The organism is Sphingobium sufflavum, assembly GCF_021403115.1.
Classification (GTDB): domain Bacteria; phylum Pseudomonadota; class Alphaproteobacteria; order Sphingomonadales; family Sphingomonadaceae; genus Sphingobium; species Sphingobium sufflavum.
Genome location: NZ_JAJSSH010000002.1, coordinates 195,044 through 215,227, shown reverse-complemented (window position 1 = coordinate 215,227; position 20,184 = coordinate 195,044). Strand labels below are relative to the sequence as shown.

Below are 20,184 nucleotides of genomic sequence, written 5' to 3'. Positions count from 1 at the left end.
GTCTGTTCGGGACTCGCGCGGGCGCCCGTTTGGGGATTTGGCGCCCGGATAGGCATTTGTTGGCGTCAGAGCAAATCGCCGACGGTAAAATCCAGCCGGGCCACCTCCCGGTCGCCCTGCCGGATGATGTAGCGATAGCTGCCGACCGGGTCGTCCTTGGCGACGCACCAGCCGGCGGACGCCTCCCCCTTTGCCGCGTCGAAATGGCGCGGCGTGACGGCGATGGAGCGTTGCGGGTTGACCGCGCTGTCCGCCGCATTGGTCCAGTTGCGCGCGGGACCGGGTAGCCGCAGTTCCTCCGTCAGCAACAGATCGCCCTCCACCGGTGCGAAGCGAAGCGACCAGCGATAGCAATTGCGCCCGACCACATAGGGGACGGCGGTGGTGGCGGTGTCGGTGCTCACACCGTTGCCGTCCGTGGCACGCAGCAGCAGTTCGGCGGCGCTGACTTGTATGTCCGGGGCCGGGACGTTGGGCAGCGGGAGGGGGGCGGGCACAGCGAGAGGTAATGGTGCCGGTGCGGATGGGGCTTCGGTGGACGGCACGGCTACCGGGGAAGCGGCGGCGGGCGCAGGCCCTTCCTCGACGGGATTGCCGAAGTAATCGACAGCCGCAGATGCCTCGGTGGAAGGCCCGGCGTCCGGCGATGCGCGCGACTCAGGCGGGGCAGCGACCGGCGGCGATGATTCCGCCGTGATAGCCGGGGCAGCGCCTGCCATTGCCACGGCCGGTATAGGTTCGGGAGCCGCCTCCACCGGGGGGTCGACCGTTGGCACAGCTTCTGCCGCGATTTCGGATGCAGTTTCCGCTGGGGTACTGCCGCCTCCCCCCGCCAGTTCCTCCACCCCGACATCTCGGCCCAGCATCTCCGACATCAGGGATGGCAGCAGCGGAGGCAGGTCCGATGGTGCGGACCGGGCGGGAGCAGCCGCAGGCGGGACGGACAGGGCTAGCACAACGCACAGGGCGGGAATCGTCGCGAACACCATGGCCCGCGCGACGACCCGCATCGCACACATTCCCGCCCGGTCCGTTCCTGCCCCGCCCGATTCCGTCACCTGCACCGCCATGCCCCTCCCATAGCGCAAGACATGAAAAAGGGCGCCGGACTTTCGCCCGACGCCCCCTTTATCTCTGTCGTGCCGTTCAGGCCGCGGGCAGCGCCGCGCGGGCCTGGGCGATGATGCCCTTGAACGCATCGCCTTCGTGCATGGCGATGTCGGCCAGAACCTTGCGGTCCAGTTCGACGCCCGCCAGCTTCAGGCCATGCATGAACACGCCATAGGTCAGGCCTTCGGCGCGGACAGCCGCGTTGATGCGCTGGATCCAGAGAGCGCGGAAGCTGCGCTTCTTAACCTTGCGGTCGCGATAGGCGTACTGGCCGGCCTTTTCGACGGCCTGGCGCGCGACGCGGATCGTATTCTTGCGGCGGCCATAATAGCCCTTTGCCGCCTTCAGAATGCGATTATGCTTCGCGCGCGTCGTTACACCGCGTTTTACACGTGCCATGTGTCTCTACTCCTTACTTCAGGCCGTAGGGCGCCCAGAGGCGCACATGGGCAACGTCAGCGTCGGCGAGCACGGAAGTGCCGCGATTCTGGCGAATATACTTTGCGTTGTGGCTGATAAGACGGTGACGCTTGCCAGCGACGCCATGCTTTACCTTGCCGGTGGCGGTGAACTTGAAGCGCTTCTTCACACCGCTCTTTGTCTTGAGCTTGGGCATTTTCGTCTCCTTGTGTCTGATGCGGCACCCCTTGTAAAAAGGGACCGCAGACGATCTTGCGGACAGACACGGCAGCCCTACTGGCCGGCCCGTCCCATCGCTTTCCCCACCGACAGGTCGGCACGGGAACGCGCGCCTATACGGATGAGTCCCCGCGAAGGCAAGGTAATTTGCGCCCCTCCCCGGCGGAGTTGGTGCTATCATCCGGGCAGAAGACGCAGAAGGAGACAGGCGATGAAGACGATCCTGCTGATGGTGCATGACGATCCGGGTCAGGAGGCGCGGCTGCAATGCGCGCTGGACATCGCACGGGCGACCAACGGGCATCTCCTGTGCCTCGACCTTGTGCGTATCCCCGTGGTGGTGGACGCCTATGGCGCGGGCATCGGCGCGCAGGCGACCGTGCTGACCGTCGAGCGCGACCGGGAGGACCGCAACATCCACCGCCTGCAACAGCGGCTGGAGGGGGAAGGCGTCTCCCACGAATGGCAGCGGGCGCAGGGCGATTTCGGCCATTCGCTGGCGGAGGCGGCGCGACTCGTCGATCTGGTGGTGATGAGCAGCAAGGGCGCGCCCGGCCTGATCGACCAGGGTGACCTGCCCGGCCGCGTCGCCCAGTCGGTGACGGCGCCCATATTGGTGGTGCCCCCGGAACAGCGCGGGTTCGACATCGGCGGCCGGGCTATCGTCGGCTGGAACGGGTCCGCAACCGCCGCTACGTCGATCCGCGCCGCGCTGCCCCTGCTGAAACGGGCGGGATCAGTGGAGATATTGACCATCGAGGGCGGCGACACCCCGGCAAACCCGGACCATGCCGCCCGTTACCTCGCCCGCCATGGATGCCAGGTGACGGCGGAGGTCGTGGCGCGGACCGGCGACAGCGGCCGGGCGGTCAGCACGCAGTTGCGCGACGCGCTGTTCGCGGCGGACTGGGGCGTAATCGGCAGCTATGGCCATGGCCGCCTGCGCGAACGGCTGTTCGGCGGCACGACCTGGACGCTGATCGAGGAAACGCCGGTGCCGCTGGTGATCGCGCATTGAGGCACGACAGCGGAGGGAAGGCGCCGGGAGCGGTCCGGCAGGCTTGAAGGCGGGGGTAGCCATGCTATTCCCGCCCCTATGACCGATCTGGAGTTCAAGGACGATATTCTGCGCAACAGGGTCAATGGGCAGTTGCTGGCCCGACTGCCCGAACTGGGGCTGCCGGATTGCCTGCTGACCGCCGGCTGCCTGTTTCAGGCCGTGTGGAACCGGCTGTCTGGACAAGCCGCCGATTGGGGCGTCCAGGATTATGACCTCTTCTACCATGATGACCGGGATCTGTCGTGGGAGGCGGAGGACCGCGTCATCCGCCGGGTCGCCGACGCCATGGCCGACCTGCCGGTCAGGATCGAAACCCGCAATCAGGCGCGCGTCCACCTCTGGTATCCGGCGCGCTTCGGCAGCGACTATCCCCAGCTTCCCTCTTCACGGGCGGGAATCGACCGCTACCTTATTGCCTGCACCTGTGTCGGCATCGACGTACAGAACGGCGCTCTCTACACTCCCAATGGCCTGGACGATCTGGCCGCCGGGCGTCTGGACATGAACCCGCTCCATCCCAAGCCGGAGCTGTTCCGCCAGAAGGCAGAGAGCTATCGGCGGCGCTGGCCGTGGCTGACCATCGCAGCGTGACGATCAGGGGCGCGGCTCGTCTCCCACATAACCCCCACTGATCGCCTCCCTCTCCGTTGCTGATCGAAACGAATCATCACCACACAGGCTTGGCGCGCCGGGTGACGGCCTTATGGTACGCGCGCGCCGCGTCCCCCTTCCCGGCGGCGCGCAAGGGAGCCTCATACCGATGACCGACCGCCAGACCGACACCGGACTCGACCGCTTGTTCCTCGACCGCTGGTCGCCGCGCGCCTATGACGGGTCCGCCATCCCGAACGCCGACCTCCACACGATCCTCGACGCCGCGCGCTGGGCGCCCTCCTCCTATAATTACCAGCCGTGGCGGCTGCTCTACGCCACGCGCGACAGCGCCGACTGGCAGCGGTTCCTCGACATTCTCATCCCCTTCAACCAGAGCTGGGCCAAGGATGCAGGCGTGCTGATCTTCATCGTCAGCGAGACGACGATGGGATCGCCGGACAAGCCCAGCCATTCGCACAGCTTCGATGCGGGCGCGGCCTGGGCGCAACTGGCGCTGCAATCCTTCATCAGCGGCTATTATGCGCATGGCATGGTCGGTTTCGATCTGGCAAAGGCGCGCACCGAACTGGCCGTGCCGGAGGGTTTCCGTATCGAGGCGGCCATCGCCATCGGCAAGCAGGGCGACCCCGCGACCCTGCCCGACGGCCTGCGCGAACGGGAAGTGCCGAGCGACCGCAAGCCGCGCGCCGACATTGCCTATCCAGGCAATTTCCGGGCCTGACCCCGATGCAGGCGGTCCGGCGCGCTATCGCCGCCGGGCCGCCGATCATGGCAAGGAAAGGCCGCCTTGGGCCAATACAGGTTGCGCGCACTCATCACCCTGCGCCGCGCCGACGCCCGATCCTATATTGATAATCAGGAAAGGGGCGAAGCCGCCGCTTTCAGGAAGCCGCTCCGTTCCAGCCGGTCGACCGAATCGCGCGCGACGGGGGCATGGGTGCCGTTGACCAGTTCCAGATCGGTGGTGCGGCCGGTGCGGCGGATATGGGCGATGGCGTCGCGGGCGATCCACCAGCTTCGGTGAGTCTGCTCGCCGGGCGCGCCATCCATCTCCGCAATCGCATCGCGCAGGCGCATCAGCAGCAGCGCACTGCCCTGCATCCCATGCACGCGGACATAATGATCCTCGCTCTCCAGCGCGAGGACCGTGCCATGGAATTGCGGCCCCAGACGCGCATAGAGGCGCGCACAGCCATCCGTGATCGCCGGAGTTGAGGGCGGGACGGCAATGGGCGACACCGCCTCCGCCACGACCGGCTGGGCAGCCTTCAGCGATTGAGCGCCATCGCCGCGCAACCGCTGCATGGGGTCGCCATAATTGGCCAGCAGATGCTCGTCCGCCCGATTCGCCAGCCATGTGACCAGCAGGATGGTGAGCGCGCACAGCCAGGAGAAGGGCAGCACCCCGGCATAGCCGCCCAACTGCTTCAGCTCGTCAGCCCGCGCCGCCTGCCAGATTAGGCCCATCGGGATGCTGGACACCGATAGGCCCCAGACCATCAGCGTGCCCCGCGGCAGGCGCGTCGCATCCGCCACCCAGTTCCAGAAAACCATCGTCGGGCGTACGAGCACATAGGCCCCCATCAGGAGAATTTCCCAGCGCAGCGCGCGCGTCAGGAAATCCCCCATCAGATAGGTTCCAAATGGCCCCATGAACCCGACCACACCCGCCACCAGCGGAATGATCCAGATTTCCAGCAGCGTGCGGCGTAACCGTTCCACGCAATCCTCTCACCCATTCGCGAAGCGCGAACCGGAAATAAGCAGCATTTCCGCCACTTTGGCAAGGGGTGGTAATGCGTGACGCATTCGCCCTTGTCCGCGAACCGCGATGCGCCATGTGCAGTGCAACAAAGCCGTACCGCAGATGCAAACACACTCCTGCACCGGCGCCAGACATTGCAAAGGAACAGCCCATGACCAAGAACTTCAAGAACAGCGACATCTTCTTCGCAGTTGCGTTCACCGTTGTCGCTCACATCGCTGCCTTCTCGGCCGCGCTGACCTACGCCATCGTCTGAACGAGGCCCCTGCTACGCCGTCGCCTGAACGACGGTGCAACCGTCACCGCCTGAACGGTGACGGTAGAGCGCGGACGGCGCCGCCCTTCTCCTCTCCGGGGCAGGCGCCGTCCCGCAGATTTTGACAATACTGTCCATGTCGTCCGCCGCCCCGCGCCCGTTTCCCATCGGACGCCAGCCGGTCGGCACTGGACATCTCTCCCGATTGCGATCGCGGCGGTGACGACCGGTTTCGGTATAGGGCACGGATGGGGCAAGCCCCTGTCCGGCGCGACCGGAATCGGGCGCATCCGCGTTCGCTGTCCGCGCGCAGCCTTGGGTCGCACCAGTCGCTGCGCCATCCCGATGCCATTCCGGGCCAAGGTCCGGCTGGCGTGACGGGCACCGGGTGGCCTGATGCCGGGCGCCCGGCCAACGGCCTGAACCGGCACGTGACGGGATGGCATCGCCTGCGGGCTGCATCGGCTCGCAGGCGATCATCCGGCTTTATCCCCACCGGAACGATGACAGCCCGCCGTTAAGCAAGGTCTTTGAAGGCCCGTTGACCAGCCCGTGCCATGACGCGGCATGGATGGAAAATTTCTTCTGCTGCTGGGTGGGGTTTCGACGTTGGGATTTGGTTCCGCCTGGGTGGCGACGGCACCGGGGGCCATCGGTCCGTCCGCATTGCCGCCCCGCGCTCCGGCGCCAACCGCCGGGCCGGCCTCTTTCCGCTCCCCCGCCAGCCCCTCCGCCAGCAGAGGCAGGGCGCGTGACGACAGCGATGCCTTCCTCAGGGCGGACGCGCAGGCCCATGCCGCCGCCATGGCCTATTCCGAGGCCCGTCGCAGCCCGCCCCGCCGGACAGCCCCGCGCCCTGATGGTTCCGTCTATTATGCGGGGTGCAACGCCGTGCGCGCAGCCGGAGCGGCTCCCCTCTATATCGGGCAACCGGGCTATCGTGCGGAGATGGACGGCGATTCGGATGGCATCGCCTGCGAACCGCATCGGGGCCGATAGGTGGGCCGATAGGTGGGCCGGGGATTGGCCATTATCCGTCAAGAGCTGTAGGATAGAGACCGTTCGCCCTGAGCTTGTCGAAGGGCGAACGCGGGCTATTACATACTCAAGCGGGATAATGGCCTAAGATATTGGCCAAGAGTTACAAGGCTTCACGCCCCATGCCCTCGGCCACAGACATTCAGGCCAGCCGCTCCAGCCAGCCATGGCTATCCTCGACCCGGCCATATTGGATGCCGACCAGCTTTTCCTTCAGCATCCGCGCCACGTCGCCGCCCGCGCCATTGCCGATCACGAAGCCGCCCTTGTTCGAGCGGACCTCGCCGATGGGGGTGATGACCGCCGCCGTGCCGCAGGCGAAAGCCTCCTTCAGCGCGCCGGAACGGGTGTCTTCCTCCCATTGTTCAAAGCTGTAGCGTTCCTCGCGGATACGATACCCCGCCTCTCCCGCCAGCGCGATCAGCGAATCGCGCGTGATGCCGGGCAGGATGGACCCGTCGAGCGGCGGGGTGATGATGCTGCCGTCGGTCATGACGAACATGATGTTCATGCCGCCCAGTTCCTCGATATAGCGGCGCTCGACCGCGTCGAGGAACAGCACCTGATCGCAGCCTTCCGCGATGCCATGCGCCTGCGGCAACAGCGACGCGGCATAATTGCCGCCGCACTTGGCCGATCCGGTGCCGCCGGGGACGGCGCGGACATAATCATGGCTGACCCAAAGCGTGACCGCCTCCTTGCCACCCTTGAAATAGCCGCCGACCGGCGAAGCGATGACGCAGAAGATATAGCTTTTGGCCGGGCGCACGCCCAGAAACGCCTCGTCCGCGAACATGAAGGGACGCAAGTACAGGCTGCCCTTGTCCGCCGACGGGGTCCAGCCCGCATCCGCCTGAACGATCTGCCGGATGCTCTCGACAAACAGCTCCTCCGGAATTTCCGGCATGGCGAGGCGGCGCGCGCTCTGGTTGAAGCGGCGCGCATTGGCGTCCGGGCGGAAGCTGCCGATGCCGCCGTCGGGCAGGCGATAGGCCTTCAGCCCCTCGAAAATCTCCTGCGCATAATGCAGCACCGCCGCCGCCGGATCGAGCGCGATGGGACCGCGCGGCCCCAGCGTCGCGTCATGCCACCCCTGCCCCTCGGTATAGCGGATCGTCACCATATGATCGGTGAACACCTTGCCGAAGCCCGGCTCGGCGAGCAGGGCGGCGCGGTCTTCCGCACTGGTGGGGGCGCTATGGGTCAGGGTGGAGAAAGCGTTCATCGGGACAACCTGGTTGACTGACTGTTATATGCTCTGGCTCGCTAGCATTGCCGGGCCTGCCTGTCATCTGTCTGGATGCGTGACACGCAACCGGGATCGTTACAGGATGACCAACCGCTCCCCCGCCCCGGTCGCGGCGAGGACGCCTACCGGACCGCCCGGCGCGATACGCGAGTCGAGCAGGCTGGCGTCCAGCCCGGCCAGCGCCAGCCCGCTCTGGCAGGCGACGAGGGCGACGCCGAGTTCCAGCGCATCGTCCAACAAGACGGCAAGGGTCGGCAGGCCATGGGCGGCATGGGCGGCGTCACGGGGCGCGGACAGCGGCGGACGCAACAGCGCCACCGCGTCCAGTTGCAGGAACAGCCGCACCGACCCGCCCAGCGCCGCCTCCGCACAGGCCAGCGTCAGGCCGCCGCGCAGCCGCTCCCCATCATCGGTGGTCGCGACCAGCAGGAGCGGCGGGCGACTGTCCGTCACACCCTGTTCCTCACGCGGGGACGGACTCCGCCGCGCAGGCCGGGCAGGCCGGATCGGCGGACACGCGCACGGTGCGGAACCGATTCGCCATGAAATCCGCGATCAGCATCTGGCCGATCGCGGCCTCGCCAAAGGGAACGAGGGCGCGGACCACCTCCAGCGCGGCCATGCTGCCGATGGTGCCGGTAACGGCGCCGACGATGCCCTGATCCGCGCAATTCACATCGGGCCGCTCCGGGTCCGCGCCGACGAGGCAGCGATAGCAGGGCTGCCCCGCTTCCCATCCGCGCCAGACGCCGATCTGTCCATCGAACGCGCCGACCGCCGCGCTGACCAGCGGGGTGCGGAGCAGGGTCGCGGCGTCGGACACCGCCAGCCGCGTCTCGAAATTGTCGCAGCCGTCGAGGATCACATCCACGTCGCGCAGCAGCACGGCGGCATTGGCCGCCTCCAGCCGCTGGTTGATCGCGACGACATGCACGTCGGGGTTGAGGAGGGCGACAGCGGACTGCACCGCCTCCGCCTTGGGTCGGCCGATGTCGGCGGTGCCGAACAATATCTGCCGCTGGAGGTTGGAGAGGGACACGATGTCCGGGTCGATCACCCGGATCGTACCGACGCCCGCCGCGGCGAGAAAGGCGATGGCCGGGCAACCGAGGCCACCCGCGCCCACCACCGCCACATGCGCGCCGAGCAGGCGGATCTGCCCCGCGCCGCCGATCTCCTTCAGCACGATATGGCGCGCATAGCGTTCGAGCTGCTGGTCGGTCAGGGGCGCGGCGGAGGCGGCCGTCGCCGTCATGCCGTCCTGACCCCTGTCGAGCCGAACCCGCCCGCCCCGCGCGCGGTGGCGTCGAGATCGGCCACCTCGCGGAAGGCGGCGGCCTGCACCGGCGCGACCACCAGTTGCGCGATGCGGTCGCCGCGCGCGATGGCGAAATCCTCCGCACCGAGATTTATCATGATGATCTTGAGTTCGCCGCGATAGTCGCTGTCGATGGTGCCGGGCGTGTTGGGCAGGCTGATGCCATGTTTCAGCGCCAGACCGGAGCGCGGGCGCACCTGCACCTCATAACCCGCCGGGATGGCGAGCGCGAAGCCGGTGGCGACCGCATGGCGGCCCATGGGGACCAGCGTCACATCCTCCGCCGCCACGACGTCGAGGCCCGCCGCCCCGTCCGTCGCATAGGCCGGGAGCGGCAGGCCCTCGCCATGGGGCAGGCGCTTGACGGCAATATCGACGGGGAAATCAGAGGGCATCGGCAATCCTTTCGATGAGGTGACGGGCAACCGCCTCCTTGGGCAACAGGGGCCAGTCCTCGACCCCGCTGCTGGTGATGAGGTGAATGGCATTGTCCGCGCCGCCCATCACGCCGGGCCCGTTTTCGCCGACCGACACGTCATTGGCGACGATCCAGTCCGCCCCCTTGCGCACGCGCTTGGCGACGGCATGGGCGACGACATCGTTGGTTTCCGCCGCAAAGCCGACGAGCAGCCGGGGCCGCCGGGCGTGACGGCCGAGCGTGGCCAATATGTCCGGGTTCTCGACGAGGGTCAGGGTGGGCGTCGCGCCGCTGCCATCCTTCTTGATCTTTTGCCCCGCGCTGTCCGCGACATGCCAGTCGGCGACGGCGGCGACCATGATCGCGGCGTCGGCGGGCAGGGCGTCCTCCACCGCGGCCAGCATCTCCCGCGCGGTCTGCACGTTGACGCGGCGCACGCCGGGCGGGTCGGGCAGCGAGACGGGACCGGAGACGAGCGTCACGCGCGCGCCTGCCTCCGCCGCCGCGCGGGCGATGGCGAAGCCCTGCAACCCGGACGAGCGGTTGCCGATGAAGCGCACCGGGTCGATCGGTTCATGGGTGGGACCGGCGGTGACGAGGATATGCCGGCCGTACAGGGTCGCACCGCTGCGGTCGGGCGCGACGATGGTGCGGGAGGTATCGGTGAGAAGCTGGGGTGCGAGCGTCGGCGTCACCACTTCGGGCGCCAGCATCGCCATGATCCGCTCCGCAATCGCTTCCGGGTCCGGCAACCGGCCCTTGCCAAATTCGCCGCAGGCCATGTCGCCCTCGTCCGGCTCCATGATCGTGATGCCATCGGCGCGGAGTTGGGCGAGGTTCCGCTGGGTTGCGGCATGGTGCCACATGCGGACATTCATCGCGGGCACGGCCAGCACCGGCTTGTCGGTCGCGAGCAGGATCGTGCTGGCCAGATCGTCGGCAAGGCCGCCCGCCATCCTGGCCAGCAGATTGGCGGTCGCGGGGCACACGACGATCAGGTCGGCCTGCCGGGAAAGCTGGATATGGCCGATCTCCCGCTCCTCCTTTAGGTCGAACATCGCGCCATAGACATGGTCCTCCGTCAGCACGCCGAGCGAAAGCGGGGTGACGAATTCCTTGGCGCTGTCGGTCAGCACGGCGCGCACGGCCACGCCCCTGCGCCGCAGCAGACGCACCAGTTCCAGCGACTTATAGGCGGCGATCCCGCCGGAGATGATGAGGAGTATGCGGGGAGAGGTCATGCCACCTGACTTGCCTATATCGCGACCGGCGTCCGGGTCGGCCCGCTAGATAGGCACAAAATCGCCGCCGCGCCAGCCCGTGCCATGGCGGGATCGGGGGATGGATCATGGCCGCCGGACGGACGCGCATGAATCCGGGCTGGAATGACACCCCCAAGTTGCTTTACTGGGTTAGTATCGGCGGGAGGGGCAGGATGGTGACAACAGGGGTGACGGAAACAGCGGTCGAGGCGGGGAAACAGGACGGCCTGCCCATGCCGCGCCGCACAGTCGCCATCGTCGCGCTGTCGCTGGGCACGGTGCTGACCACCATCGACGGGTCGATCATCAGCGTCGCCCTGCCCACGCTGGCGCGCGACCTGCGGGTGGAACCCTCCTCCGCCGTGATGGTGGTGACCGTGTACCAGCTGGTCATGATGATGGCGATGCTGCCCTTCGCGGCGCTGGGCGAGCGGATCGGGCTGCGACGGCTCTATCAATATGGGCAGGTCGTCTTCCTGTGCGCGACGGTGCTGTGCTTCTTCGCGCAGAGCCTGCCCTTCCTCGTCATCGTGCGGATATTCCAGGCGCTGGGCGCGGCGGCGACGCTGGCGGTCGGGTCGGCCCTGATCCGCAGCATCTATCCCGCCGCGATACTGGGGCGGGGGCTGAGCCTCAACACGGTGATCGCCGCCACCGCATCCTCCTTTGCGCCGACGGTGGGCGGCCTGATCCTCAGCATGGCGCGCTGGCCCTGGCTGTTCGGCGTGCTGGTGCCGTTCGGGGTGTTGTCGGTCATCATCGGGCGCCGGTCGCTGCCCGACCCGGTGGCGCGGGACGAACCCTATGACACATTGGGCGCGGTGCTGTGCGCCGCCACCTTCGGTCTGGGCATCTTCGGCCTCGAAAGCGCGGTACATGGCGATTCGCCCGTGGTGTCGGCCGCCCTCGTCGCGCTGGCCATCGGCATGGGGGTGGTGTTCGTGCGGCGAGAGGGTGGTCAGGCACGGCCGACCTTCCCCATCGACCTGATGCGCTATCGCGTCATCAGCCTGTCCTCCATCTCGTTGCTGCTCGGCTATATGGCGTCGATGCTGCTGACGCTGATGCTGCCCTTCCGCCTCCAGCAGCAATATGGCTTCACCCCGGCGGAGGCGGGCGCGGCCATCGCGGTCTGGCCGCTCATGTCGATGGTGCTCGCGCCCACCTCCGGCCTCCTGTCCGACCGGCTGCCCGCGGGCCTGCTGGGCGGGATCGGCATGATCTTCGCCATGGCGGGGCTGGGTTCGCTGGCCTGGCTGCCCGAAGCGCCCACCTATCTCGACCTTGTCTGGCGCGTGCTGCTGTGCGGGGCGGGCTTCGGCATATTCTATTCGCCCGGCACGCGGCAGGTGGTGGGCGCGGCCCCGATGGACCGGGCGGCGGCGGCGGGTGGCCTCACCTCCACCGTGCGCGGCGCGGGGCAGACTTTGGGGTCTACGCTGGTCGCCGCCCTGCTGGCCAGTGGGGCGGGAGTGGGGCCGACGGGTCCGCTGATCGCGGTCGGTCTGGCCTTCATGGCGGGGATATGCAGCTTCTCCGTGCTGGGCGCGCATGTCCGGCGGCAGCGGATCGAGGATTTGCCGGATTTATAGGAAACGGCGGCCCAGAAGAAGCGAGACAGCGCCGACGGCCGCTCCACTGCACGTCATCCACAACAAGGCCGCGGCAGGCATGTTCATCTGCCCTCCGCGCCTGAAGACAATCAGTTCCATGATGAGCAGCCCGGCCATGATGGCACCACCCACAGCCCCCGCCAGCGCCCACATCCGGCGATCATTGGCCTGTGGCCAGCGTCTGGCGAGCACCTCGAGACCATGGATCATCGCATTGGCCACCACCAGCGAAGCCAGCGTCGTGGCGGGCGCCAGCAGCGGCCCGAACAGCAGGCCCAACAGGGGCCGCGTGAGCAGATTGACCGGATTGCTGACCAGGCCGGGCGGGTCGGAGATCAGCGCAAACCCCATGATCGAGCAGGCGACCGTCACAATCGTGGCCAGCATGGTGCCCCGGAAAGACGTGCGCCCGCCCATGGCCTATCCCCAGAAAGCCATCACCCCGGCCCCCGCCAGCGCCGACCCCACCGCCACCGCGACATAGCCCAGCGCCTTCAACCCCCGCCCGCGCCGGTTCCACACCAGATCGACTGTCGGCAGCGGCGGCAGCGGCGGCGCGCCGCCCTTTTGCGGGAAGGCGTCCTCGATCCGTTTCAGCAGTGCGGGCAGGCGGGTGATGAGGCCCACCCCTTCGTGGATCGCGTCCGCCGCCTTCGCCTCCGGACCGAGTTCGTCGCGCAGCCACGCCTTCACATAGGGGCCGGACACGTCCCACATGTTGATGTCGGGGTCGAGCATGGTCGCAACCCCTTCCACCATCACCATCGTCTTTTGCAGGAGCAACAGGTGCGGCTGCGTCTGCATGTCGAAATCGCGGGTGATGGCGAACAGGCCATCCAGCATCTGGCCCACCGACAGTTCGGACACCGCTTTGCCCCGCATCGGCTCGCCCACGGCGCGGAGCGCGGTCGCGAACTCCGCCACGTCATGATGGGCGGGCACATATTGCGCCTCGAAATGGATTTCCGCCACGCGCCGGTAATTGCCGGTGATGAGGCCGTAGAGAATCTCCGCCAGCCATGTCCGCGCGCGCCGGTCGATACGGCCCATGATGCCGAAGTCGATGGCGGCGATGTCGCCATTGGCCTTCACGAACAAATTGCCCTGATGCATGTCCGCGTGGAAATAGCCCTCCGCGATCGCCTGCCGCAGGAAGGTGTTGACCAGCCGCGCGGCAATGTCGCTCAGGTCGTGCCCGGCGGCGACCAGAGCGGCGCGGTTGCTAATCTTGATCCCGTCGATCCAGTCGAGGGTCAGCACCCGACCCGACGTGCGGTCCCAGTCGATACCGGGCACGACATAGCCCGCCACCGGCTCCATCGCCTCGGCCAGTTCGGAGGCGGAGGCGGCTTCGCGGCGCAGGTCCAGTTCCCGCGCGGTCCAGCGTTTCAGGTTGGCGATGACCAGCCGGGGCCGAAGCCGCGCGGCCTCCCCGCCCAGCGCCTCCAGATGCGCAGCGGCCCATTCATAGGTGTCGATGTCGCGCGCGAACTGCGCCTCCACGCCGGGGCGCACGACCTTGACCGCGACATCCCGCCCGTCCGCCGTCACCGCGCGATGGACCTGCGCGATGGAGGCGGCGCCGACCGGCTGCTCGTCGAAGCGGCTGTAGAGCGTTTCGAGGGGGCGGCCCAGGCTCTGCTCCACCGCCGCGCGGATCGCCGCGAAGGGCACGGGCGGCAGCGAATCCTGAAGGCTCAGCAGGTCATGCGCCGGCTCCTCCCCCACCAGGTCGGGACGGGTGGCCAGCATCTGGCCCAGCTTGATCGCCGCCGGGCCGATGGCGCCGAACGCCTCGGCATAGCGGGCCTGTTTCGGCACCCGCGCCCCGAACCGCGCGAGGCGGGCGATGCGGCGGACCGGCCGCGGCGTGTTCAGATCCTGCTCGATCCCGCGCAATGCGCCGTGCCGTGCGAGGGTGCGCCCCCATTTGAGGATGCGCCAGAGATGGGTGACGTGGGAGGTCATGAGGAGCGGTTACGCCTTCCAGCCACTGTGGATCGCGACCAGCCCGCCCAGAATCGGCTCCGCCTTCACCTGCGTGAAACCGGCGTCGCGGATCATCCCCGCAAAGGTCGGCATGTCCGGGAAGCGACGGATGGATTCGATCAGGTAGCGATAACTGTCCTCGTCCTTCGCCAGCAGCTTGCCCAGTTTGGGCACCAGATGATGCGAATAGGCGTCATACACCTCCGCAAAGCCCGGCCAGACGGTGGTGGAGAATTCGAGGCAGAAGAAGCGCCCGCCATATTTCAGCACGCGATGCGCCTCGCGCAGGGCGGCGGGAATATCGGTGACGTTTCGTATGCCAAAGGCGATGGTATAGGCGTCGAAGCTGCGGTCGGCGAAGCTCAGCGTCTCGGCATTCTGCTCCGACCAGCCAAGGCCCTCTATGCCCTTCTTCTTCGCCCGCTCCACGCCCACGGCCAGCATGTCCGGGTTGATGTCCGACACGGTGATCGCCGCGCCCGACGGCGCCATGCGAAAGGCGATGTCGCCGGTGCCGCCCGCCATGTCGAGGATCGCCTCGCCGCCGCGCGGTTTCACCCGGCGCACGAACTTGTCCTTCCACAACCGGTGCGCGCCCACCGACATGGCGTCGTTCATGACGTCGTAGCGGCTCGCCACGCTGGAGAAGACCTGCCCGACAAGGCCCACCTTCTCCTCTGTGGGGACTTCCCGATAGCCGAAGGATGTGGTGTCGCTCGATGGCTCTGGCGCTGTGTCGGTCATGGCCGCTGGCTCTAGCCAGTTGTTGCCTCCGCCGCAAAGGGTGATAACGCGATAGCCATGCCGGAATTACCCGAAGTCGAGACGACCGTCGCTGGCCTGCGTGGCCCTCTGGAGGGACAGCGCCTCGTCCGTGTCGAGCCGCGCCGCGCGGACATGCGCAAGCCCTTCCCCGCCGAGCTGCGCCAGCGGATGACCGGCGCGCGCGTCACCAGTCTGGGCCGCCGCGCCAAATATGGGCTGATCCACACGGATCGCGGCGACACGATGATCTTCCACCTCGGCATGTCGGGGCGCTGGGTGATCGACGGGGACGCGGTGAACATCCACGACCATCTCATTCTGGAGACGGAGGAGGAGGTGGGCGGGAGCGGCCATCATTTCGCGCTGCGCGATCCGCGCCGATTCGGTTTCGTCGACCTGATGCCCACCGCCGACCTCCATCTGTACCCCGCCTTTGCCGCCATGGGACCGGAACCGCTGGGACCGGATTTCACCGCCGCCTATCTGGCCGGGATGCTGGAGGGCCGCGCCGCGCCGATCAAGGCGATGCTGCTGGACCAGCGGATCGTGGCGGGGCTGGGCAATATCTATGTGTGCGAGGCGCTGAACATGGCGGGCATCGCCCCCACCCGCGCGGCGGGCCGGATCAGCCGGCCGCGACTCGCAAAGCTAGTGGAGGCGATTCGGGAGGTGCTGGCCGCCGCGATCCTCGCGGGCGGATCGTCGCTGCGCGATTATGTGCGCCCCGATGGCCAGCTGGGCTATTTCGCCAAGGACTGGCGCGTCTATGGCCGGGAGGGAGAGGCCTGTGCCTGTGGAACCACGGTATTACGGCGCGTGGACAGCGGCCGGTCGACCTTCTATTGCCCCGCCTGTCAGAAATAAGCGGCTCCACCCGGGCCGCTTTTCCTGCGATCGCGGTTGACGATTCGGTGGATACTGATTAAGGGCGCGCTCTTCGCGGGTTTCGCGTGGACTGGCAACGGTTCTGCACCCACTCCGATTCTTACTATTCGCAAGTTCGAGGACAACGATGGCCAACACGCCGCAGGCAAAGAAGCGCATCCGCCGCAACGCTCGCAGGGCCGAGATCAACGGCGCGCGCGTCAGCCGCATCCGTACTCTGGTCAAGAAGGTCGAGAGCGCCCTGGAAGCTGGCGACAAGGCCGCTGCCCAGACCGCCCTGACCGCCGTCCAGCCGGAGCTGTCGCGTGGCGTCGCCCGCGGCGTGCTGCACCAGAACACCGCCTCGCGGAAGTTCGGTCGCCTGACCAAGCGGGTCCAGGCTCTCGCCTGACACCTGTTCCATGATCCGATAGGGTCATGATCCAGAATTCCATACCCGCCGGGTCCGTCCCGGCGGGTATTTTTGCGTCCCCGTCACCGGCGACTTATCCGCCAGACGAAGAGGGCGCGCGCGAAACATGTGGCTCATTTCGACACCCTTTCGGGCAAAGCCAAGCAACTCCACGATTCGCGCTGTCCCACCCCTCACCCCTATGGTTAATTCGGAACAAAATTGAGTATTTTCAATGACTTGATTTGATCTCCCCGGATTCCCTGAGTCAAACCATTTATTTCAGTTTTTTGACCTTGGCCGCACTTGATCGCTCTGTGGCGGGGTGACAGAAAAGCCCTCCGAGCAGTCGAGTCACCTCGACGGCATCACAGCAGCGAACATGTGATTCTCAACCCCGATTGTCATTTCGGGGAGCGGGCAAGTCATGTCTTCGCGTCCGGAATGTTGGGGGGTCGCATCCCCGGAAATGTGGAGAAGTTCCTATAATGGTCAATGCGGGCGAAATGGCCAAAGGGGCACCACGTCATGCTGCCGGGACGGTAGCGGGAATCGTGGGCGCGAATCTGGTCGGCGCGGGGGAGCCGGTCGATTCGTCCGGGGGTGAATCCGCTTCCGAATCGACCGGCCTGGATTCGACCTGGGACATGGTCCGCACCGGGCTGCGCCGTGACATTGGCGCGCGCCTGTTCGACCAGTGGCTGCGCCAGTTGGCGCTGGGCGATTTCTGCGCGCCGACCGGCACGCTGGAACTGACCGCCCCGTCGGACTTCGCCGCCAATTTCGTCGCCAGCAATTATGGTGCACGGTTGTCGCTCGCCTGGCGTTCGCAGAATGCGGGCGTGTCGGCGGTGCGCGTCGTCCGCCGGGTGGGCGCTGCCCGCACGCTGGCGCTGACGCCCTCCGCCGGGCAGGCGGGCGCGGAGTCCGGCACCCGGACCCAGAGCGACGAGGGCATGGCCGCCGCCCCGTCTCTCGCTCCCGCCACCACCGCCGCCATTCCCGCCGACGGTTTCCGCCCGCGCCACGACTTTGCCGCTTTCGTCGCGGACGAGAGCAACCGCCTCGCCTTCTCCGCGTCGCAGGGCCTTGCCGCCGTCACCCAGCCCATGTTCAACCCGCTGTTCATCCATGGCGGCACCGGGCAGGGCAAGACGCACCTGCTGCACGCCATCGCGGGCGCGTTCCTGGAGCATAGCCCCAACCAGTCGGTCCTCTACATGTCCGCCGAACGCTTCATGGTGGAATTCGTCGGCGCGATCCGCGCCAACGACACGATGGCGTTCAAGGCGCGGCTGCGCGCCGCCCGGCTGCTGCTGATCGACGATATTCAATTTATCGCGGGCAAGGGTCCGACGCAGGAGGAATTCCTCCACACCATCAACGACCTGATCGATTCGGGCGCGCGCATCGCCATTGCCGCCGACCGCGCACCGCAGGCGATCGAAGGCGTGGACAAGCGAATCCTGTCGCGCCTTGCCGGTGGTCTGGTCGCGGACATCCAGCCGGCCGGGCTGGAACTGCGCCTCGCCATCCTGCGCGCGCGCCGCGCCTCCACCGGCACGACGGCGGTGGGTGACGAGGTGATCGACCTGCTCGCCCGCTCCATCCGCAGCAACATCCGCGAGCTGGAGGGCGCCTTCAACAAGCTGATCGCCTATTCGCAGCTGATGGGCCGCGCCGTGACCATCGAGATGGCGCAGACCGTGCTGGCCGATTCGCTGCGCGCGAACGCCCGCCGCATCACCATCGACGAAATTCAGCGCGCCTGCGCCGCCCATTATCGCATCGACACGTCGGAAATGCGCTCCGCCCGCCGCGCGCGCGCCGTCGCCCGCCCGCGTCAGGTCGCCATGTACCTCGCCAAGAAGCTGACGCCCCGCTCCCTGCCGGAAATCGGCCGCATCTTTGGCGGGCGCGACCATTCGACGGTGATCCACGCCGTCCGCACCATCGAGGCCCTCCGCAAGGAGAATGCGGACATCGATCAGGACATCCGCACGCTGCAAAGCCAGTTGGAGGGATAAGTCCGGCACGCTGATCGCGCCGCCACTGGCGAGATCAGGCTGGCCTGTCCCCTATCGTCGCGGCAACACCATCATCCTGGCGAAGGCCGGGATCGCTCTCGCTCAGATAACGCCCTGTATGCATCGCCCCCACCCCGGCCGGGGCGGGGGTGACGAGGCAACGGCGCGTCACCCGAGCGCCCTCAGCCCGCAATCCGGCACCCTCTTATGTCCGCCACCCCGCGCAGATAGCCGCGCCGCGCGATCCCGGCGTTGACCGCCGCCTGCAACCGTCGATCCGCCGCCGCCGCGCCGCTGACCTCCCGCACCAGCCCGCGGAACGGGATGAAGGTGTTGACCACCATCTCGCCCCCCGCCGCGGCCAGATTGCCGCCGGTGCTGCCCTTCTTCTTTTTCGGCTGGCCGAAATCCGGGCCGAGCGCATCGTTGAGCCGCGCCAGTTCGGCGGAAATGGCGGCGCATTTGCCCGCAGGCCGGGCATAGGGCGCGGCGGAGGCGCTCTCCAGGATCGGCGGGATCTTCTTCTTGGAAAGGCCCACGTCGCGCACCGGCTGGGTGGCGATCTCGCCCGCACGCTTCACCGTGCCGTCCTCGTTCCGCTTTTCGTCACCGTCATCCTTGCCGTCGCGGTCCCTCGGCGCATCCTTGTCGGCGCGGCTGGCCGAGGGGGAGGCCGAAGGCTGGGCGGGCAGCGCCGTGCCGAACGCCAGCAGGGGCAACATCAAGATCGTGGCATGGAATTTCGTCATAGTATCTCCCCGGCGCGCAGGCACGACCAACCGATAGGCCGGGTCGTGCAGGTTAGAGCCTTGCAGGGCAAGCTGCGCGCTCTCTATAGCCGTAACGTTCACGGTCGCGAAACGACGCATAAGGGACCAAGCGGATGATCGAAATCCTGTCGGACGCCCTGCGCGCGACACTGAACCCGGCGGGCGCGGAGCTTTGGGCGCTGCACGATGCGCAGGGCCGCCTGCTGATGCATGACGGCGCTCCCGACTATTGGACCGGCCATGCGCCCCTGCTCTTCCCCATCGTCGGCGGGCTGGCGGACGATCGCTATCGCCTGCGCGACGGGCGGCAGTTCACCCTCCCCCGCCATGGCTTTGCCCGCCGCTCCCTCTTCACCGTGGTGGAGAGCGGGCCGGACCATGCGCTGTTCCGCCTGACGGAGACACAGGAGACGCTGGCGGCATGGCCCTTCCCCTTCCGGCTCGACATGGCGTTCCGGCTGGAGGGCGCGACCCTTTTCACCACCGCGACCGTCACCAACAGCGGCGACACGCCCCTGCCGTTCAGCCTGGGCTATCACCCGGCGTTCGCCTGGCCGCTCCCCTATGGCGCGGCGAAGGCGGATCATCGCATCCTCTTCGAAAAGCGCGAGCCTGCGCCGATCCGACGCCTCGACGCGGGCGGGCAGGTGCTGGCGAGCCATGAGCCATCGCCGGTCAATGGCCGCACCCTGACCCCGACCACCGCCCTGTTCGAGGATGACGCGATGATCTGGGACCGGCTGGAAAGCCGATCGCTGACATGGGGCGCGGCGGGGACGCCGAACCTGCGTATCGACTTTCCGGGCATGCCGATGCTGGGCCTGTGGCAGAAGCCGGGGGCGCCCTATCTGTGCATCGAACCCTGGGCGGGGATCGCCGATCCGGTGGGCTATGACGGCGTGCTGGAGGACAAGCCCGGCATCGTCATACTGGCGCCGGGCGACCAGCGCGCCTTCCGCATGGACGTGACGCTGGTTCAGGGGTAAGGCGCGGCACCGATATTTGCTGGGTGCC

The 20,184-nt window shown here is 67.4% G+C and carries 22 protein-coding genes; 9 read left to right on the top strand and 13 right to left on the bottom strand.

Going from position 1 to position 20,184, the window contains the following annotated elements; all coding sequences use genetic code 11:
• Positions 1-65: 65 nt before the first annotated feature.
• The 3 genes from LWE61_RS04220 to rpmI all read right to left on the bottom strand — a co-directional run bounded on the left by LWE61_RS04220 (position 66) and on the right by rpmI (position 1,726).
• Positions 66-1,070, bottom strand: coding sequence for a hypothetical protein (locus LWE61_RS04220; RefSeq protein WP_234148785.1), 1,005 nt, complete (start codon positions 1,068-1,070; stop codon positions 66-68).
• 76 nt (positions 1,071-1,146) lie between these two features.
• Complete coding sequence (gene rplT / locus LWE61_RS04215; RefSeq protein ID WP_234148784.1) at positions 1,147-1,509, bottom strand: 50S ribosomal protein L20; 363 nt, start codon at positions 1,507-1,509, stop codon at positions 1,147-1,149.
• Between the two features lie 13 nt (positions 1,510-1,522).
• Positions 1,523-1,726, bottom strand: a complete 204-nt coding sequence (gene rpmI, locus LWE61_RS04210; RefSeq protein ID WP_129404793.1) for a 50S ribosomal protein L35 — start codon at positions 1,724-1,726, stop codon at positions 1,523-1,525.
• A 234-nt stretch (positions 1,727-1,960) separates the two neighbouring features.
• Here rpmI and LWE61_RS04205 point away from each other — a divergent pair, with 234 nt between their 5' ends.
• The 3 genes from LWE61_RS04205 to LWE61_RS04195 all read left to right on the top strand — a co-directional run bounded on the left by LWE61_RS04205 (position 1,961) and on the right by LWE61_RS04195 (position 4,145).
• Complete coding sequence (locus tag LWE61_RS04205) at positions 1,961-2,767, top strand: universal stress protein (RefSeq protein WP_234148783.1); 807 nt, start codon at positions 1,961-1,963, stop codon at positions 2,765-2,767.
• A 78-nt stretch (positions 2,768-2,845) separates the two neighbouring features.
• Entirely contained in the window at positions 2,846-3,400 is a 555-nt protein-coding gene (locus LWE61_RS04200) for a nucleotidyltransferase family protein (protein WP_234148782.1), read from the top strand.
• A gap of 169 nt (positions 3,401-3,569) precedes the next feature.
• Complete coding sequence (locus LWE61_RS04195) at positions 3,570-4,145, top strand: nitroreductase family protein (protein WP_234148781.1); 576 nt, start codon at positions 3,570-3,572, stop codon at positions 4,143-4,145.
• Between the two features lie 134 nt (positions 4,146-4,279).
• On the opposite strand, the gene LWE61_RS04190 is transcribed toward LWE61_RS04195, so the two are convergent.
• Complete coding sequence (locus LWE61_RS04190; protein ID WP_234148780.1) at positions 4,280-5,146, bottom strand: LytTR family DNA-binding domain-containing protein; 867 nt, start codon at positions 5,144-5,146, stop codon at positions 4,280-4,282.
• A gap of 866 nt (positions 5,147-6,012) precedes the next feature.
• Here LWE61_RS04190 and LWE61_RS04185 point away from each other — a divergent pair.
• Positions 6,013-6,444: an excalibur calcium-binding domain-containing protein gene (locus LWE61_RS04185; protein ID WP_234148779.1), complete on the top strand. Its 432-nt coding sequence runs from the start codon at positions 6,013-6,015 to the stop codon at positions 6,442-6,444.
• Positions 6,445-6,625: 181 nt separating this feature from the next.
• Here the strand turns inward: LWE61_RS04185 and LWE61_RS04180 are convergent, their stop codons facing one another.
• The 5 genes from LWE61_RS04180 to LWE61_RS04160 form a co-directional block, all read right to left on the bottom strand.
• Positions 6,626-7,708, bottom strand: a complete 1,083-nt coding sequence (locus LWE61_RS04180; RefSeq protein ID WP_234148778.1) for a branched-chain amino acid aminotransferase — start codon at positions 7,706-7,708, stop codon at positions 6,626-6,628.
• A 99-nt stretch (positions 7,709-7,807) separates the two neighbouring features.
• On the bottom strand, positions 7,808-8,185 hold the full coding sequence (locus LWE61_RS04175) for a peroxiredoxin (RefSeq protein WP_234148777.1): 378 nt from the start codon (positions 8,183-8,185) through the stop codon (positions 7,808-7,810).
• Between the two features lie 10 nt (positions 8,186-8,195).
• Positions 8,196-8,987 carry a HesA/MoeB/ThiF family protein gene (locus LWE61_RS04170; RefSeq protein WP_234148776.1) on the bottom strand — a complete coding sequence of 264 codons (792 nt, stop codon included), beginning with the start codon at positions 8,985-8,987 and terminating at the stop codon, positions 8,196-8,198.
• Positions 8,984-9,445, bottom strand: a complete 462-nt coding sequence (dut, locus tag LWE61_RS04165; protein ID WP_234148775.1) for a dUTP diphosphatase — start codon at positions 9,443-9,445, stop codon at positions 8,984-8,986. Before dut ends, LWE61_RS04170 begins: the two co-directional genes overlap by 4 nt.
• Entirely contained in the window at positions 9,435-10,709 is a 1,275-nt protein-coding gene (locus LWE61_RS04160) for a bifunctional phosphopantothenoylcysteine decarboxylase/phosphopantothenate synthase (RefSeq protein WP_234148774.1), read from the bottom strand. The genes dut and LWE61_RS04160 overlap by 11 nt, the downstream gene beginning before the upstream one ends.
• Before the next feature lie 194 nt (positions 10,710-10,903).
• Between LWE61_RS04160 and LWE61_RS04155 the strand changes: the two genes are divergently transcribed.
• Positions 10,904-12,322: an MFS transporter gene (locus tag LWE61_RS04155; protein ID WP_234148773.1), complete on the top strand. Its 1,419-nt coding sequence runs from the start codon at positions 10,904-10,906 to the stop codon at positions 12,320-12,322.
• On the opposite strand, the gene LWE61_RS04150 is transcribed toward LWE61_RS04155, so the two are convergent.
• Genes LWE61_RS04150 through LWE61_RS04140 form a run of 3 tightly spaced genes read right to left on the bottom strand, consistent with a single transcriptional unit; the run spans position 12,317 to position 15,076 of the window.
• Positions 12,317-12,760, bottom strand: a complete 444-nt coding sequence (locus LWE61_RS04150; RefSeq protein WP_234148772.1) for a hypothetical protein — start codon at positions 12,758-12,760, stop codon at positions 12,317-12,319. The genes LWE61_RS04155 and LWE61_RS04150 overlap by 6 nt on opposite strands.
• 3 nt (positions 12,761-12,763) lie before the next feature.
• Positions 12,764-14,311: a 2-polyprenylphenol 6-hydroxylase gene (ubiB, locus tag LWE61_RS04145; RefSeq protein ID WP_234148771.1), complete on the bottom strand. Its 1,548-nt coding sequence runs from the start codon at positions 14,309-14,311 to the stop codon at positions 12,764-12,766.
• 9 nt (positions 14,312-14,320) lie between these two features.
• Complete coding sequence (locus tag LWE61_RS04140; protein WP_234148770.1) at positions 14,321-15,076, bottom strand: class I SAM-dependent methyltransferase; 756 nt, start codon at positions 15,074-15,076, stop codon at positions 14,321-14,323.
• A gap of 57 nt (positions 15,077-15,133) precedes the next feature.
• On the opposite strand from LWE61_RS04140, the gene mutM reads away from it, so the two are divergent.
• The 3 genes from mutM (at position 15,134) to dnaA (ending at position 18,400) form a co-directional block, all read left to right on the top strand.
• Positions 15,134-15,961, top strand: coding sequence for a bifunctional DNA-formamidopyrimidine glycosylase/DNA-(apurinic or apyrimidinic site) lyase (mutM, locus tag LWE61_RS04135; RefSeq protein WP_234148769.1), 828 nt, complete (start codon positions 15,134-15,136; stop codon positions 15,959-15,961).
• 148 nt (positions 15,962-16,109) lie between these two features.
• Positions 16,110-16,373 carry a 30S ribosomal protein S20 gene (rpsT, locus tag LWE61_RS04130; RefSeq protein WP_234148768.1) on the top strand — a complete coding sequence of 88 codons (264 nt, stop codon included), beginning with the start codon at positions 16,110-16,112 and terminating at the stop codon, positions 16,371-16,373.
• A gap of 647 nt (positions 16,374-17,020) precedes the next feature.
• Positions 17,021-18,400, top strand: coding sequence for a chromosomal replication initiator protein DnaA (dnaA, locus tag LWE61_RS04125; RefSeq protein ID WP_234149062.1), 1,380 nt, complete (start codon positions 17,021-17,023; stop codon positions 18,398-18,400).
• Positions 18,401-18,582: 182 nt separating this feature from the next.
• On the opposite strand, the gene LWE61_RS04120 is transcribed toward dnaA, so the two are convergent.
• The gene (locus tag LWE61_RS04120) at positions 18,583-19,149 is read right to left on the bottom strand and encodes a hypothetical protein (protein WP_234148767.1); all 567 of its coding nucleotides are present in this window, start codon (positions 19,147-19,149) and stop codon (positions 18,583-18,585) included.
• A 134-nt stretch (positions 19,150-19,283) separates the two neighbouring features.
• On the opposite strand from LWE61_RS04120, the gene LWE61_RS04115 reads away from it, so the two are divergent.
• Complete coding sequence (locus LWE61_RS04115; RefSeq protein ID WP_234148766.1) at positions 19,284-20,156, top strand: aldose 1-epimerase family protein; 873 nt, start codon at positions 19,284-19,286, stop codon at positions 20,154-20,156.
• Positions 20,157-20,184: the final 28 nt, after the last annotated feature.

Bases quoted from the DNA above. Each gene is read 5' to 3' on its own strand.
- LWE61_RS04220 (WP_234148785.1), bottom strand. From the start codon at position 1,070: ATGGCGGTGCAGGTGACGGAATCGGGCGGGGCAGGAACGGACCGGGCG.
- rplT (WP_234148784.1), bottom strand. From the start codon at position 1,509: ATGGCACGTGTAAAACGCGGTGTAACGACGCGCGCGAAGCATAATCGC.
- rpmI (WP_129404793.1), bottom strand. From the start codon at position 1,726: ATGCCCAAGCTCAAGACAAAGAGCGGTGTGAAGAAGCGCTTCAAGTTC.
- LWE61_RS04205 (WP_234148783.1), top strand. From the start codon at position 1,961: ATGAAGACGATCCTGCTGATGGTGCATGACGATCCGGGTCAGGAGGCG.
- LWE61_RS04200 (WP_234148782.1), top strand. From the start codon at position 2,846: ATGACCGATCTGGAGTTCAAGGACGATATTCTGCGCAACAGGGTCAAT.
- LWE61_RS04195 (WP_234148781.1), top strand. From the start codon at position 3,570: ATGACCGACCGCCAGACCGACACCGGACTCGACCGCTTGTTCCTCGAC.
- LWE61_RS04185 (WP_234148779.1), top strand. From the start codon at position 6,013: ATGGATGGAAAATTTCTTCTGCTGCTGGGTGGGGTTTCGACGTTGGGA.
- LWE61_RS04180 (WP_234148778.1), bottom strand. From the start codon at position 7,708: ATGAACGCTTTCTCCACCCTGACCCATAGCGCCCCCACCAGTGCGGAA.
- LWE61_RS04170 (WP_234148776.1), bottom strand. From the start codon at position 8,987: ATGACGGCGACGGCCGCCTCCGCCGCGCCCCTGACCGACCAGCAGCTC.
- dut (WP_234148775.1), bottom strand. From the start codon at position 9,445: ATGCCCTCTGATTTCCCCGTCGATATTGCCGTCAAGCGCCTGCCCCAT.
- LWE61_RS04160 (WP_234148774.1), bottom strand. From the start codon at position 10,709: ATGACCTCTCCCCGCATACTCCTCATCATCTCCGGCGGGATCGCCGCC.
- LWE61_RS04155 (WP_234148773.1), top strand. From the start codon at position 10,904: ATGGTGACAACAGGGGTGACGGAAACAGCGGTCGAGGCGGGGAAACAG.
- LWE61_RS04150 (WP_234148772.1), bottom strand. From the start codon at position 12,760: ATGGGCGGGCGCACGTCTTTCCGGGGCACCATGCTGGCCACGATTGTG.
- ubiB (WP_234148771.1), bottom strand. From the start codon at position 14,311: ATGACCTCCCACGTCACCCATCTCTGGCGCATCCTCAAATGGGGGCGC.
- LWE61_RS04140 (WP_234148770.1), bottom strand. From the start codon at position 15,076: ATGACCGACACAGCGCCAGAGCCATCGAGCGACACCACATCCTTCGGC.
- mutM (WP_234148769.1), top strand. From the start codon at position 15,134: ATGCCGGAATTACCCGAAGTCGAGACGACCGTCGCTGGCCTGCGTGGC.
- rpsT (WP_234148768.1), top strand. From the start codon at position 16,110: ATGGCCAACACGCCGCAGGCAAAGAAGCGCATCCGCCGCAACGCTCGC.
- dnaA (WP_234149062.1), top strand. From the start codon at position 17,021: ATGGTCCGCACCGGGCTGCGCCGTGACATTGGCGCGCGCCTGTTCGAC.
- LWE61_RS04120 (WP_234148767.1), bottom strand. From the start codon at position 19,149: ATGACGAAATTCCATGCCACGATCTTGATGTTGCCCCTGCTGGCGTTC.
- LWE61_RS04115 (WP_234148766.1), top strand. From the start codon at position 19,284: ATGATCGAAATCCTGTCGGACGCCCTGCGCGCGACACTGAACCCGGCG.